Origin of the sequence: Micromonospora sp. NPDC007220, from assembly GCF_040634035.1 — a bacterium.
GTDB lineage: Bacteria > Actinomycetota > Actinomycetes > Mycobacteriales > Micromonosporaceae > Micromonospora > Micromonospora reichwaldensis.
Genome location: NZ_JBEYEU010000004.1, coordinates 25224 through 39247, shown reverse-complemented (window position 1 = coordinate 39247; position 14024 = coordinate 25224). Strand labels below are relative to the sequence as shown.

Here is a 14024-nt window from a genome sequence, read left to right as displayed (position 1 = left end):
CCTCAGACCTCTTCGACCGAGCTCGGCTCGCGCCGGGACAGGTCGATGCCCAGCTCCTCCGCGGCGCGGAACACCTCGTCGTCGGTCTCGCGCATCTCCAGGGCCACGCCGTCGCTGGACAGCACCTCGACGTTGAGGCACAGCGACTGCAGCTCCTTGAGCAGCACCTTGAACGACTCCGGGATGCCCGGCTCCGGGATGTTCTCGCCCTTGACGATGGCCTCGTAGACCTTGACCCGGCCGAGGACGTCGTCGGACTTGATCGTCAACAGCTCCTGCAGGGCGTACGCGGCGCCGTACGCCTGCATCGCCCAGCACTCCATCTCGCCGAAGCGCTGGCCACCGAACTGCGCCTTACCACCCAGCGGCTGCTGCGTGATCATCGAGTACGGACCGGTCGACCGGGCGTGGATCTTGTCGTCGACCAGGTGGTTGAGCTTCAGGATGTAGATGTAGCCGACCGCGATCGGGTCCGGCAGCGGCTCGCCGGAGCGACCGTCGAACAGCTGCGCCTTGCCGGTGGAACCGATCAGCTGCTTGCCGTCCCGGTTGGGCAGGGTCGACGCCAGCAGGCCGGAGATCTCCTCCTCGCGGGCACCGTCGAAGACCGGCGTGGCCACGTTGGTGTCCGGCTCCGACTCGTGCGCCTCGATGGAGCGCAGCTGGCGCTTCCACTCGGCGTCGTCGCCGTCGACGCTCCAGCCCGTCTTCGCCACCCAGCCAAGGTGTGTCTCCAGCACCTGGCCGATGTTCATCCGGGACGGCACACCGAGCGGGTTGAGCACGATGTCGACGGGCGTGCCGTCCTCCAGGAACGGCATGTCCTCGATCGGCAGGATCTTGGAGATGACGCCCTTGTTGCCGTGCCGGCCGGCGAGCTTGTCGCCGTCCTGGATCTTCCGCTTCTGGGCGACGTAGACCCGGACCAGCTCGTTGACGCCCGGCGGCAGCTCGTCGCCGTCCTCGCGGGAGAAGGTACGCACGCCGATGACCGTGCCGGTCTCGCCGTGCGGCACCTTCAGCGAGGTGTCGCGGACCTCGCGCGCCTTCTCACCGAAGATCGCGCGGAGCAGCCGCTCCTCCGGGGTCAGCTCGGTCTCGCCCTTGGGCGTGACCTTGCCGACCAGGATGTCGCCGGGGACGACCTCGGCGCCGATCCGGATGATGCCGCGCTCGTCGAGGTCGGCGAGCATCTCCTCGCTGACGTTCGGGATGTCGCGGGTGATCTCCTCCGGGCCCAGCTTGGTGTCCCGGGCGTCGACCTCGTGCTCCTCGATGTGGATCGAGGTGAGCACGTCCTGCTGCACGAGGCGCTGCGACAGGATGATCGCGTCCTCGTAGTTGTGGCCCTCCCAGCACATGAACGCCACGAGCAGGTTGCGCCCGAGCGCCATCTCGCCCTCGTCGGTGCACGGACCGTCGGCGATGACCTGACCGGCCTCGACGCGGTCGCCCTCGAAGACGACCGGCTTCTGGTTGACACAGGAGCCGGCGTTGGAGCGGCGGAACTTGTGCAGCAGGTACGTGCGGCGGTGGCCGTCGTCCTGGTGGATGGTGATGTAGTCGGCGCAGAGGTCCTCGATGACGCCGCCGACCTCGGCGACGACCACGTCACCGGCGTCGACCGCGGCACGGTATTCCATGCCGGTGCCGACGAGCGGGGACTCGGCCTTGACCAGCGGCACCGCCTGGCGCTGCATGTTGGCGCCCATCAGCGCCCGGTTGGCGTCGTCGTGCTCGAGGAACGGGATCATCGCGGTGGCGACCGAGGTCATCTGCCGCGGCGACACGTCCATGTAGTCGACGGCGCTCGGCACCACGTCCTCGGTCTCGCCGCCCTTACGGCGGCACAGGACCCGGTCCTCGGCGAACGTGCCGTCGGCCTTCAGCGGCGCGTTGGCCTGCGCCTTGACGAACCGGTCCTCCTCGTCCGCGGTCAGGTAGTCGATCTGGTCGGTGACCCGACCGTCGACGACCTTCCGGTACGGCGTCTCGATGAAGCCGAACGGGTTGACCCGGGCGAAGGTGGACAGCGCGCCGATCAGACCGATGTTCGGGCCTTCCGGCGTCTCGATCGGGCACATCCGGCCGTAGTGGGACGGGTGCACGTCGCGGACCTCGAAGCCGGCCCGCTCCCGGGACAGACCACCCGGGCCGAGCGCGCTCAGCCGGCGCCGGTGGGTCAGGCCCGCCAGCGGGTTGGTCTGGTCCATGAACTGGGACAGCTGCGACGTGCCGAAGAACTCCTTGATCGCCGCCACCACGGGACGGATGTTGATCAGGGTCTGCGGCGTGATCGCCTCGACGTCCTGGGTGGTCATCCGCTCGCGGACGACCCGCTCCATCCGGGACAGACCGACCCGGACCTGGTTCTGGATCAGCTCACCCACGGTACGCAGGCGCCGGTTGCCGAAGTGGTCGATGTCGTCGGCCTCGTAGCCGTCCTCACCGGCGTGCAGCCGGCAGAGGTACTCCACGGTGGCGACGATGTCGTCCTCGGTCAGGGTGCCGGTCGTGATCGGCACCTCCAGCTCGAGCTTCTTGTTGAACTTGTAACGACCGACCTTGGCGACGTCGTACCGCTTCGGGTTGAAGAAGAGGTTGTCGAGCAGGGTCTGGGCGTTCTCGCGGGTCGGCGGCTCGCCAGGGCGGAGCTTCCGGTAGATGTCGAGCAACGCCTCGTCCGCGCCGGCGATGTGGTCCTTCTCGAGCGTGGTCATCATCAGCTCGGACCAGCCGAACCGCTCGCGGATGCGCTCGGCCGACCAACCGACGGCCTTGAGCAGGACGGTGACGGCCTGCCGGCGCTTGCGGTCGATGCGGACGCCGACCGTGTCGCGCTTGTCGATGTCGAACTCCAGCCAGGCGCCCCGGCTGGGAATGACCTTGACGCTGGTGAGGTCGCGGTCGGAGGTCTTGTCCGGCTGCTTGTCGAAGTAGACGCCCGGGGACCGGACGAGCTGGCTGACCACGACGCGCTCGGTGCCGTTGATGATGAAGGTGCCCTTCGGCGTCATCATCGGGAAGTCACCCATGAACACCGTCTGGCTCTTGATCTCGCCGGTGGTGTTGTTGGTGAACTCCGCGGTCACGAAGAGCGGGGCGCAGTAGGTCAGGTCCTTCTCCTTGCACTCCTCGATCGAGGCCTTGACCTCGTCGAAGCGCGGAGCCGAGAAGGAGAGCGACATGGTGCCGGAGAAGTCCTCAATGGGACTGATCTCGTCGAGGATCTCCGCGAGACCCGAGCGTGCGTGCGGGTCGTCCGCCGACCGGCCCTGCCAAGCCTCGTTGCCGACGAGCCAGTCGAAGGACTCGTTCTGGATGGCGAGGAGGTTGGGGACCTCGAGGTGTTCGGTGATCCTGCCGAATGAAACTCGGCGGGGAGCGAATGCGCTCGACGTACGACTGGTCTTCGCAGGGCGGGAAGCTGCCAAGATGCGTCCTTCCGAGGACCGGTGCTGCAGAACGGCTGGTACGCGTGCACTCCAATGACCCCACCAGAAATATCCGTAAACGGACATTTCCGAGCAGGGGTCAAGTCGGAAGGCAGCGCAAACTAGCAGTGTAGCCGAGAGGCTAACCGCTGTCCAGCCCAACCCGCAGGTCGTCGCGGAACGTGCCTCGGGACCCCTGAACCGGGGTCGAACCGGGCCGCTCGGAACGCGACGTTCCTGCCGGGCCGCTCAGGTGCCGCGGCCGATGGTGTCGCCGCTGCCATTACCCAAGTGGTGGCCGTTGCAAGCGCGGAAGGTCTTGCTGTGTCAGCGTGCCTGTCGGTGCGGGGCCGCGTCAAGGCCCGGCATCCGGGTCGCCGCTTCTTTCCCACCGACGGGCTACTCCCGGGCCCCGGTCGCCGACCGTGGCGGCGCGTCGACGCCCTGCTCACTGCCCCTGTCGCCGGATCCACCACGAAGGCGGGCGGCGATCCAGTGTCGGATCACCGCCCGCCGTGACGCGGTGTGCCCCGGCTCACCGAGCCGGACACGCGCCTGGTGGTACGTCAGGTCACTTGAGGGTGACCTTGGCGCCCTCGCCCTCGAGCTTGGTCTTCGCCTTCTCGGCGGTCTCCTTGTTGGCCTTCTCCAGGACGGCCTTCGGAGCGGCCTCGACCAGGTCCTTGGCCTCCTTGAGGCCCAGGCCGGTCAGCTCGCGCACGACCTTGATGACCTGGATCTTCTTGCCGCCGTCAGCCTCGAGGATGACGTCGAACTCGTCCTTCTCCTCCTCGACCGGAGCGGCGGCGGCCGGGCCGGCCGGGCCGGCGACGGCGACCGGAGCGGCCGCGGTGACCTCGAAGGTCTCCTCGAACTGCTTCACGAACTCGGAGAGCTCGATCAGCGTCATCTCCTTGAACGCGTCAAGCAGCTCGTCGGTGCTGAGCTTCGCCATGTCTGGCGTCCTTTCCTGAATCTGTTAGGTAAGAACTGGGTGCGCCGCGGGGCCTCAGGCCGCCTCGGCGCCCTCCTTCTCGCGCTTGTCCTGCAGGGCGGCCGCCAGACGGGCGGTCTTCGACAGCGGGGCCTGGAACAGGGCCGCGGCCTTGCTCAGGTTGCCCTTCATCGCGCCGGCCAGCTTGGCCAGCAGCACCTCACGGGACTCCAGGTCGGCGAGCTTCGTGACCTCGGCCGCGGTAATGGCCTTGCCCTCGAAGACACCGCCCTTGATGACGAGCTTCGGGTTGGCCTTCGCGAAGTCGCGAAGCCCCTTCGCCGCCTCGACGACGTCGCCCGAAACGAAAGTCAGCGCGGTAGGACCGGAGAACATCTCGTCGAGGCCGGAGATACCAGCGTCGGTCGCGGCACGCTTCGCGAGCGTGTTCTTCGCAACGGTGTAGCTGGTCTCCTTGCCGAGCGAGCGCCGCAGCTGGGTGAGCTGGGAAACCGTCAGACCGCGGTACTCGGTCAGCACCGTGGCACCCGCGTTGCGGAAGCTCTCGGTCAGCTCAGCGACGGCCGTGGCCTTGTCGGCCCGGATCGGCTTGTCCGCCATGTCCCTCCTCTCTCGTTACTCGAGGCCGGTCACCGTCGTCGGCCGGAGCTTTCGACGGGGGCGCAGGTGCCACGACAACGAGAAAGGCCCCGGCGCAGGGCGCACGGGGCGAGGGCCGGCACACGGACACGGTCGGCGGACCATGCTCAGCACCGATTTTCGCTTACCGCCCTGCGCGGGTCGCCCGTAGTCGCGGGACCTTCGACCGTGCCGGGGCACGGTGACCAGCGGTCTCTGGGTGGAACTTCGCGGCCTAGGTTACGCGAGGAGCCCCGCGACCACCAAATCGCCCCCCGGTGGGCCGGGTCACTCCCCCGCACCCCGAGGGGCCGACGGTCAGGGTCGGTGACGCCGCCGCCACAGATACGCCGCTGCGGCCGCCGCGCTCCAGGCCACGGCCCAGGCGGTGAGCAGGCCCACCGTGGACGCGACCAGGCCGTCGGCGGCGGCCCGCGCGGTGGCCATCACCGGCGGCGCCAGCCACGGCGCCACCGAGCCGCTCAGGCCGAGGGCGACCGCGCCGACCCCGCCGAGCGCGAGCACCGCGACGCCGTAGCCGGCGCTGCCCGTGGAGGCGCGGCTGGCCAGCGCCCCGAGCGCCACCGCCGCGGGTACGGCCAGCAGGTGCGCCCACAGCCCGACGGCGATCCCCACCGGCACCGACCGGTCGCCCGGCCCCACCGGACCGGCGACCCCGCCCACCAGCCACGGGAAGACCAGCGCGACGGCCACCGTGCCGAGCCCGGCCACGCCGGCCGCCAGCAGCCCGGCCAGTCGCTCCCGGCGCACCCCGACGAGCGCCTGCGCCAGCCGGCGCTGCACGTCCGGCTCGACGTCCAGCAGCACCTTGGTCTGCCAGGCGAGCACCGGGAAGAGCACCACCGCCGAGACGCCGTACGCCTCCCCCGGCTGCGCCCGGCCGCCGCCGTAGAGGATGCCGAGAGCCACCAGGCCGGCCAGCAGCGGGGCCAGCGCCCGTCCCGTACGCAGGAAGCCCGCCAGCCGCAGCCGGAGCAGTGCGGTCACCGCGGCCCCCCGGTGGTCCCGCCCGTGGCCTCTGGCGCCCGGGCGACGGGCGGCGCGGCGGGGTCCACGGTCGCCGTCGGCGGCCCCTCGGCGTCGTCCGGGGCGGCCACGCCGGGTCGGGCGGGCCGGCGTACGCGAAGGATCCGGTGCCCCTCGGCGCGCAGCCGGGCGACGGTGCCGTCGACCCGCGCCACCGGGACCGCGACCTCGACCACCGCCAGCGCCGCCTCCGCCGACGGGGCGGCCTCGGTGACCGTGCCGTCCGCCACCGTCCACCGGCGGGCACCCGGCAGCCGGGCGATCTCGCCCCGGTGGTCGCTGACCAGCACCGAACCGCCCGCCGCCGCCACCTCGTCGATCACCTCGGGCACGAGGTCCCGGGTCGCGGCGTCGAGGCCCTCCCACGGCTCGTCGAGGACCAGCAGGCCGGGCGGACGCAGCATCGCCTGGGCCAGGCCGACCTTCTGGGCGGTGCCCTTGGACAGCTCCGGCAGGCGGACCCGGCGGAACCCGGACAGGCCCAGCCGGGAGGTCCAGTGGTCGACCGCGTGGCCGGCGGCCGCCGGGTCGAGGCCGGCGACACGTCCCATGGCGGTCAGGTAGTGCTCGACGGTGAAGGGTTGGTCGGCCGGGAAGCGCTCCGGGACCCACCCGACGTGCCGGGGTCGACCGGTGACCCGCCCCCGGCTCGGCCGCAGCACCCCGGCCGCCACCTGGAGCAGGGTCGACTTGCCCACACCGTTGCGGCCGAGGACGACCACGACCTCACCGGGGCCGATCCGCACCGCGGCTTCCCGCAGCACCCACGGGCCCCGCCGCCGGTAGCGCAGCCAGACGTTCTCCAGGCGCACCGGCCGAGCATGCCACAACCGACACGGAACGGGGCGCCGCCACGATGTGGCGACGCCCAGTCACGGGTACGGATGCTCAGGCCTCGGCCGGAGCCTCCTGCAGGTTCTTCACCACGTTGGGGTCGACCGGGACGCCCGGGCCCATGGTGGTGGTGAGGGTGACCTTCTTGAGGTACTTGCCCTTCGCGGCGGACGGCTTGGCCCGCAGGACCTCGTCGAGGACCGCCGCGTAGTTGTCGATCAGCTGGGTCTCGGAGAACGAGGCCTTGCCGATGATCAGGTGCAGGTTGGAGTGCTTGTCCACCCGGAAGGTGATCTTACCGCCCTTGATGTCCGAGACCGCCTTGGTGACGTCCATGGTCACCGTGCCGGTCTTCGGGTTCGGCATGAGACCGCGCGGGCCCAGGATCCGCGCGATCCGGCCGATCTTGGCCATCTGGTCCGGCGTGGCGATCGCCGCGTCGAAGTCGAGCCAACCGCCCTGGATCCGGGCGACCAGCTCGTCGGTGCCCACCTCGTCCGCACCGGCGGCGACGGCCTCCTCGGCCTTGGCACCGGCGGCGAAGACGATCACGCGGGCGGTCTTACCGGTGCCGTGCGGCAGGTTGACCACGCCACGGACCATCTGGTCCGCCTTGCGGGGGTCGACGCCGAGGCGCATGGCGACCTCGACCGTGGCGTCGAACTTGGCGGAGGTGGTGTCCTTGGCCAGCTTCACGGCCTCGGCGGGGGTGTAGAGCTTCGACCGGTCGATGACCTCGGCGGCCTTGCGGTAGCTCTTGCTGCGCTGCATTTTCTACGTACTCCTGTGGTCTATGGCGGGCCGCGGCTTCCCGCGCGCCCTCCCACGAACTGGATCTGGCGGTGACCGAGGTCAGTCGTTGACGACGATGCCCATCGACCGGGCGGTGCCGGCGATGATCTTCGCAGCCTGGTCGATGTCGTTGGCGTTGAGGTCGACCATCTTCTTCTCGGCGATCTCACGCACCTGGGCCTGCGACACCGAGCCGACCTTGTCCTTCTGCGGGACGCCCGAGCCCTTCTCCACCCCGGCGGCCTTGAGCAGTAGCCGGGCGGCGGGCGGGGTCTTCAGGACGAAGGTGAAGCTGCGGTCCTCGTAGACGCTGATCTCGGCGGGGACGATGTCGCCCCGCTGAGCCTCGGTCTGCGCGTTGTAGGACTTGCAGAACTCCATGATGTTCACGCCGTGCTGGCCGAGCGCGGGGCCGACCGGCGGCGCCGGCGTGGCCTGGCCCGCCTTCAGCTGAAGCGTGAAAGTCTTGACGAGCTTCTTCTTCGGAGGCATGTCTCTTCCTGGGGCTTGGAACTGGGAAAGGTGCCGGCCGCAGGCGCGCACGGTCAGCGCGATGCGACAGCGGCGACGTTCTAGAGTAGCGCAGCGTCCCGCCGCCGCCTGCGCCGAGGTCGGGCGGGGGGCGGAACAGGTACGCCGGCGGCGGGCCGCTGCCCACCGCCGGCGCTCCCGACGTCAGATCTTGGCGACCTGGTTGAAGTTCAGCTCCACCGGCGTCTCGCGACCGAAGATCGACACCAGCACCTTGAGCTTCTGCTGATCGGCGTTGATCTCGCTGATCGTCGCCGGCAGCGAGGCGAAGGCGCCGTCGGTGACGGTGACCGAGTCGCCGACCTCGAAGTCGAGGACCTTGATCTCGGGCTTGGCCTTCTTCTGCTCGGTCTCGACGGCCGGCGCCAGCCACTTCAGCACCTCGTCGAGCGAGAGCGGGGCCGGGCGGTCGGCCCGGTCCGTCGCGCCCACGAAGCCGGTGACACCCGGCGTGTTGCGCACGCAGGAGTAGGACTCGGCGGTCAGCTCCATCCGGACCAGGATGTAGCCCGGGAAGACCTTGGCCTGGATCTGCGACCGCTTCCCGTTCTTGACCTCCACCTCTTCCCGGGTCGGCACCTCGACCTGGTAGATGTAGTCCTCCATGTCGAGGCTCGTGATCCGGGTCTCGAGGTTGGTCTTGACCTTGTTCTCGTAGCCGGCGTACGAGTGCACCACGTACCAGTCGCCCGGCGCGTAGCGCAGCTTCTGCCGCAGCTCGGCGACCGGGTCGTAGTGCTCGTCCGGCGCGGGCTCGGTGGTGGGGAACTCCGGCTCGCTGGCGGCCTCGACCGACTCGTCACCAGCCGCCGTCGCCACCGTGGACTGCTCGTCCGTGGTCTCGGCGGTCTCGTCGTACTCAGGCACGCTCGCTCACTTCCGTCACTATCGGCTCAGTCGGCCGGTCAGCTGGGGTTGCCGAAGACCCACAGCACGCCCTTCGCGAAGGCGAAGTCAAGGCCGGCCACGATCGTCAGCATCACCGCGACGAAGGCGACCACAACGGCCGTGTAGGTCAGCAGCTCCTTGCGGGTCGGCCAGATGACCTTACGCAGTTCCGCCACGACCTCGCGGATGAATCGGGCGATGCGGCCGAACAGACCGACCCGGTCGGTTTCCGCCTTGGTCTTCGGCTTGCTGTCCGCCGAATCCGCCTTCGCCCGCGAGCGCGTCGCGGTGCCGCCCCGGGATACCGGCTCCTCGGCGTCGGTGGCGTCGTCATCGGCCACGTCGTCGACGACCTCGTCGTGCAGACGGTCGTCGCCGGCGTCCTCGCCGCGCCGCTTCTTGTCGGCCACTTCGCCCTCCGTCGCGGGATGTCGGGGTCGCACGCTGTCGGGCGTGCGCGGCGCTTGGTCACGCCGGCCGGACCAACCGTCCCGCGACGGGCCGCGGCCGGCGGATCAGCCGGGAGGGCCCGAATGCCTCGGGGCCACCCCGCCGATGCCACCACCACGGGCCGGACGCCGCCGTAAGGCGGCGCGACCCACGGGAACGGTCAGGCCTGAGGCGCAGGGGTGACAGGACTTGAACCTGCAGCCTGCGGTTTTGGAGACCGCTGCTCTGCCAATTGAGCTACACCCCTGTGCGGCAATGCTCACCCCGCCCGGTCATGCACGACCGTGCAGGGGTTACTTGCCCCACGGCGGACCAGTGTACGGGTAGCGGCACCACTTTCCCAACCGGTCTGCCCCTCGCGCGTCGGATGCCTGGTCAGCGGGCCGTCCGGACGGTCGCGCGAGCCTGCGAGAGCACCTTCTCCCCCCGGCAGACGGCGGTCACGTCGAGCCTGGTCAGGCCGTCCTCGGTGACCTCCCGGACCACGGCCGTGACCTCGATCTCGGTGCCCTCGTCGTCGTCCGGGACGACCACCGGCCGGGTGAAGCGGACGTTGTAGTCGACGATCGCGTCGGGCGCCCCGGCCCACTCCGCCACCGCGCGGCCGACCAGCGCCATGGTGAACATGCCGTGGGCGATCACGCCGGGCAGACCCACCTTCGTGGCGGTCCGGTCGTTCCAGTGGATCGGGTTGAAGTCCCCCGAGGCGCCGGCGTAGCGGACCAGGTCCGCGCGCGTCACCCGGAACGTCCTGGCTGGCAGTTCCATCTCAGCCCTCCCCGCGTACGACGAGCTTCGACCAGACGGTCACGACCGGCTCACCGGCCGGGGTGGCGACCTCGGTGCGGGTGGTCAGGAAGCCGTGCCCGCCACGGCTGCTGACGTCGTCGATGACGCTGACGCAGACCAGCTCGTCCCCCGCCACCACCGGCCGGGCGTAGGCGAAGCGCTGGTCGCCGTGGACGACGCGGCTGTAGTCGACGCCGAGGGCCGGGTCGTCGATGATCTGCTGGTTGGCCGCCATCGTGAGCACGATGGGGAAGGTCGGCGGGGCGACCACGTCCGGGTGGCCGAGCGCGCGGGCGGCCTCCGGGTCGTGGTGGGCCGGATCGGCGGCGCCGATCGCCGTGGCGAACTCGCGGATCTTTTCTCGGCCCACCTGGTAGGGGGCGGTCGGCGGATACGTCCGGCCGACGAAGGACGGGTCCAGGGACATGCCGCGAACCTACACGCAAACGCCGATCGCCGATCCGTACGGTCGGCGGCGGCCGGAGCCGCGCCGTCCCTACGGACCGGCGATCGGGAAGTGCCTGAGGACCGGGCCGGCGGTGCCGGCCGTGGGTCAGCGGGTCTCGCGGTGGACCGTGTGCTTGCCGTCCCGCGGGCAGAACTTCTTCAGCTCGATGCGGTCGGGGTCGTTACGACGGTTCTTGCGCGTGATGTAGTTGCGCTCCTTGCACTCCACACACGCCAAAGTGATCTTCGGCCGGACATCGGTCGCCTTCGCCACGGCGGAGTGCCTTCCTCGCTACGGGTAACAACTACGGCGCATCAGCCTACGCGCTGACGGCGCGGACATGCAAAGTGGGCGCCAGTGGCGCCCATCCCACCGACCGCCGGGAGCTGGCCCGGTGGACGAGAGTAGCGGTGGCCGGACTTGAACCGGCGACACAGCGATTATGAGCCGCTTGCTCTACCATCTGAGCTACACCGCCGTGGCGGGTCCAGCCGGACCCTCTGAGCCCCCTTACGGAATCGAACCGTAGACCTTCTCCTTACCATGGAGACGCTCTGCCGACTGAGCTAAGGGGGCCTGCGCGATCTCCCCGGGGGGTGACGCGCAGGGGATACATTACACGGCCGTGCGGCGGAGATGAAATCGGATCCCCCACAGGCGCGTCTCCGCAGTTCAGGGCACGGCCCGCAGCCGGGGCAGCTCCCCCGGGGAGATCGTCTCCGGGTCCACCTGGGCGCCGAACCAGGCCTCCAGCCGCTCGTACGGCAACGGGCGGCTGAACAGGAAGCCTTGGCCGATCTCGCAGCCGATGTCCTGGAGCAGCTCCAGGGTCAGCTCGCTCTCCACGCCCTCGGCGACCACGGCCAGGCCGAACTGCTGGGAGAGCGTGACCACCGCGTTGACGATCGCCAGGTCGCCCGGGTCCGTCGCCATGCCCTGCACGAAGGAGCGGTCGACCTTCACCTCGTGCACCGGCAGGCGGCGCAGGTGGGCCAGGGACGAGTCGCCGGTGCCGAAGTCGTCCACCGACAGCCGTACGCCGAGGTCCCGCAGTCGCCGCAGGGTCGGGATGGGCCGGTCGGTGCCGTCCAGCACCCCGGCCTCCTTGATCTCCAGCGTGAGCAGCTGCGGCGGCACGCCGTACTCGTCGAGCAGCTCCTTGACGCGGGCCGGGAAGTGCTGGTCGGTGAGCGTACGCGCGGAGAGGTTGACCGCGACGGCGAGCGGCTGGCCGGCGTGCGTCCAGTCCCGGCTGCGCCGCAGCCCCTCGCGGAGCACGAACTCGGTGAACCGGCCGAGCTGGCCGGTGTGCTCGGCCACCGCGACGAAGTCCTCCGGGGCGACCGTGCCGTGCGCCGGGTGCTCCCAGCGGGCCAGGCACTCCACGCCGACCAGCCGGCGGTCGCGCAGCGTCACCTTGGGCTGGAAGTAGACCTCCAGCTCGTCGGCGTCCAGCGCGCGCCGCAGGTCGCCGGCGAGGCCGAGCCGCCGCAGCGACCGCGACTCCAGCGTCGGGCTGAACAGCTGCACGCTGCCCGGCACGGACTTGGCCGCCGTCGCCGCCAGATCCACCCGTTGCAGCAGGGCGACGGCGTCGCTGCCGTGGTCGGGGTGCACGGCGACACCGACGGCCGTGTCCACGTCGAGGGTGAGCGCGTCGAAGACCATCTCGTCGCGGATCTGCTCGCGCAGCTGCGCGGCCAGCTCCATCGCCGCCTCGGCGCTCTCCAGGCGCAGCGTCACCAGGAACTCGTCCCCGCCGGCCCGCCCGACCAGGGCCGCCGAGGGTACGCAGGAGCGCAGCCGGTTGGCGACCTCCACCAGGACCTTGTCGCCGGCGGCGTGCCCGAGCGACTCGTTGACCTGGCGCAGCCGGTCGACGTCGAACAGCAGCAGGGCCACCACCTCGCCGGGCGCCCGGATCTTGACGGCCTCCTCCAGCGCGCCCGTGATCCGTCGCCGGTTCGGCAGCCTGGTCAGCGTGTCGTGGCTGGCGTCGTGCCGGAGCCGGTCGACCAGCCGCGAGTTTTCCAACGCCACCGCCGCGTGCGCCGCCACCGTCTCGAAGAGCGGCACGTCGGTGCGGACGAAGTAGTTGCTGTCCCCCAGCCGGTTGGCCACCTCCAGCGTCCCGATGACCGCCTGGCCGGACCGCAGTGGAAGGACGATCACGTCCTTGACCCGGTGCGTCGAGAGGGGGGCGCGCAGGTCGCCGTCGGTCGTCAGTCCTCGACCGACGGCCACGGTGCGGCCCTCGTCCCGGGCCCGTTCCCGCAGGGCGGCCGGGGTCTTGGCGAAGTCGAGCAGACCGGGGGCGTCGTTGCGCGCGGTCAGCAGCACCTCGGGGTGCCGGCCCTGGGCGGGCAGCCAGAGCGTCGCGTACTCGGCCTGCATGAGCGCCCGTACGCGGCCCAGGAGGGCGTCGGGCAGCGTGCCGTACTCACCGCTCTCGCTGACCGCGCGGCTCAGCTCGTACATGTCGGTGAGGGTGCGGTGCTGCCGGAAGAACTGCGCGTACGCCCGGTAGACGAAGGCCAGCGCGACGAGGAGCGCCCCCAGCAGCAGCAACGACCACCAGGTGGCCGCGATGAGGATGAGGACGATGATGCCGATGGCAATATTGATCATCGCTGCCAGGAGCCCCGGCATCGACTGCCGGAACGCGCCCCGGCCCGCCTGCCAGCCCTGCAACAGTGTGTGCACGCCGGCGACCGAGGCCATGCTCAGCAGGTTCACCATGCTGGCCGCGAAGAACAGCTTGAGCCAGGTGGCCGGGCCGACATCCTCGACGGGCGGCAGGGCCTGGAGCACGAGGACGGCCAGGGACGAACCCGCGGCCGCGCGGCCCACGTTGAACCAGAACTTCGTCGGGCCGAACCGGTGCCTGAGGTGCGACACGGCCGACGCGACCGTGTAGATCATGACAACCGTCAGCGGTTCGACGAGATAGAACGCCAGGACCAGTGGGATCTCGGTCAGGGTCACGCCGAGGGACTGCCGCCGAACGGTGAAGTTCAGTACCGGGATCCCGGCGGCCACCATGGCCACGAGAAGTGGCAGCGCGAGCGACCACCCGCCGAACGGCTGCGGCGCGACCAAGCCGACCGCCGTCGTGCAGACGATGGCGATCAGGGCCAACGGCCCGGTGATCAGCCACGCGTATTCAGTCGAGCGGGGGCCGGTGGGGCCACGACCCGCCATCCCGTGCCCCCTTACCGGCCCGCCGGTGTCACGTCAT

Annotated in this window: 13 protein-coding genes and 3 tRNA genes; all 16 read right to left on the bottom strand. The window is 70.4% G+C overall.

The annotated features are described in order from the left end of the window. Positions 1–2: 2 nt before the first annotated feature. Positions 3–3434 carry a DNA-directed RNA polymerase subunit beta gene (locus ABZ573_RS10695; protein ID WP_132230898.1) on the bottom strand — a complete coding sequence of 1144 codons (3432 nt, stop codon included), beginning with the start codon at positions 3432–3434 and terminating at the stop codon, positions 3–5. A 571-nt stretch (positions 3435–4005) separates the two neighbouring features. Then, positions 4006–4389, bottom strand: a complete 384-nt coding sequence (rplL, locus tag ABZ573_RS10690; RefSeq protein WP_132230897.1) for a 50S ribosomal protein L7/L12 — start codon at positions 4387–4389, stop codon at positions 4006–4008. A 54-nt stretch (positions 4390–4443) separates the two neighbouring features. Continuing rightward, on the bottom strand, positions 4444–4989 hold the full coding sequence (gene rplJ, locus ABZ573_RS10685; RefSeq protein WP_132230896.1) for a 50S ribosomal protein L10: 546 nt from the start codon (positions 4987–4989) through the stop codon (positions 4444–4446). A gap of 336 nt (positions 4990–5325) precedes the next feature. After that, complete coding sequence (locus tag ABZ573_RS10680; RefSeq protein ID WP_358117419.1) at positions 5326–6015, bottom strand: hypothetical protein; 690 nt, start codon at positions 6013–6015, stop codon at positions 5326–5328. Then, a complete protein-coding gene (locus ABZ573_RS10675; protein WP_358117417.1) occupies positions 6012–6866 on the bottom strand; it encodes an ABC transporter ATP-binding protein in 855 nt (284 codons plus the stop codon). The genes ABZ573_RS10680 and ABZ573_RS10675 overlap by 4 nt, the downstream gene beginning before the upstream one ends. Positions 6867–6942: 76 nt before the next feature. Next, complete coding sequence (gene rplA / locus ABZ573_RS10670) at positions 6943–7659, bottom strand: 50S ribosomal protein L1 (RefSeq protein ID WP_132230893.1); 717 nt, start codon at positions 7657–7659, stop codon at positions 6943–6945. A gap of 81 nt (positions 7660–7740) precedes the next feature. After that, complete coding sequence (gene rplK / locus ABZ573_RS10665) at positions 7741–8172, bottom strand: 50S ribosomal protein L11 (protein WP_151453321.1); 432 nt, start codon at positions 8170–8172, stop codon at positions 7741–7743. Between the two features lie 183 nt (positions 8173–8355). Then, positions 8356–9078 carry a transcription termination/antitermination protein NusG gene (nusG, locus tag ABZ573_RS10660; protein ID WP_358117412.1) on the bottom strand — a complete coding sequence of 241 codons (723 nt, stop codon included), beginning with the start codon at positions 9076–9078 and terminating at the stop codon, positions 8356–8358. A gap of 38 nt (positions 9079–9116) precedes the next feature. Then, on the bottom strand, positions 9117–9509 hold the full coding sequence (gene secE, locus ABZ573_RS10655; protein ID WP_088998337.1) for a preprotein translocase subunit SecE: 393 nt from the start codon (positions 9507–9509) through the stop codon (positions 9117–9119). A gap of 214 nt (positions 9510–9723) precedes the next feature. After that, positions 9724–9796, bottom strand: a tRNA-Trp gene (locus ABZ573_RS10650). A 128-nt stretch (positions 9797–9924) separates the two neighbouring features. Continuing rightward, a complete protein-coding gene (locus tag ABZ573_RS10645) occupies positions 9925–10317 on the bottom strand; it encodes a MaoC family dehydratase (RefSeq protein WP_132230891.1) in 393 nt (130 codons plus the stop codon). Position 10318: 1 nt separating this feature from the next. Then, on the bottom strand, positions 10319–10765 hold the full coding sequence (locus tag ABZ573_RS10640; protein ID WP_151453320.1) for a MaoC family dehydratase N-terminal domain-containing protein: 447 nt from the start codon (positions 10763–10765) through the stop codon (positions 10319–10321). A gap of 126 nt (positions 10766–10891) precedes the next feature. Then, the gene (gene rpmG, locus ABZ573_RS10635; RefSeq protein ID WP_013288652.1) at positions 10892–11059 is read right to left on the bottom strand and encodes a 50S ribosomal protein L33; all 168 of its coding nucleotides are present in this window, start codon (positions 11057–11059) and stop codon (positions 10892–10894) included. A gap of 132 nt (positions 11060–11191) precedes the next feature. After that, a tRNA-Met gene (locus ABZ573_RS10630) sits at positions 11192–11264 on the bottom strand. A 25-nt stretch (positions 11265–11289) separates the two neighbouring features. After that, positions 11290–11362 (bottom strand) — tRNA-Thr (locus ABZ573_RS10625). A gap of 96 nt (positions 11363–11458) precedes the next feature. Beyond that, positions 11459–13987, bottom strand: a complete 2529-nt coding sequence (locus ABZ573_RS10620; RefSeq protein ID WP_151453319.1) for a bifunctional diguanylate cyclase/phosphodiesterase — start codon at positions 13985–13987, stop codon at positions 11459–11461. Between the last annotated feature and the right edge of the window lie 37 nt (positions 13988–14024).

Bases quoted from the DNA above. Each gene is read 5' to 3' on its own strand.
- ABZ573_RS10640 (WP_151453320.1), bottom strand. From the start codon at position 10,765: ATGTCCCTGGACCCGTCCTTCGTCGGCCGGACGTATCCGCCGACCGCC.
- rplA (WP_132230893.1), bottom strand. From the start codon at position 7,659: ATGCAGCGCAGCAAGAGCTACCGCAAGGCCGCCGAGGTCATCGACCGG.
- rplJ (WP_132230896.1), bottom strand. From the start codon at position 4,989: ATGGCGGACAAGCCGATCCGGGCCGACAAGGCCACGGCCGTCGCTGAG.
- ABZ573_RS10620 (WP_151453319.1), bottom strand. From the start codon at position 13,987: ATGGCGGGTCGTGGCCCCACCGGCCCCCGCTCGACTGAATACGCGTGG.
- rplK (WP_151453321.1), bottom strand. From the start codon at position 8,172: ATGCCTCCGAAGAAGAAGCTCGTCAAGACTTTCACGCTTCAGCTGAAG.
- rplL (WP_132230897.1), bottom strand. From the start codon at position 4,389: ATGGCGAAGCTCAGCACCGACGAGCTGCTTGACGCGTTCAAGGAGATG.
- ABZ573_RS10645 (WP_132230891.1), bottom strand. From the start codon at position 10,317: ATGGAACTGCCAGCCAGGACGTTCCGGGTGACGCGCGCGGACCTGGTC.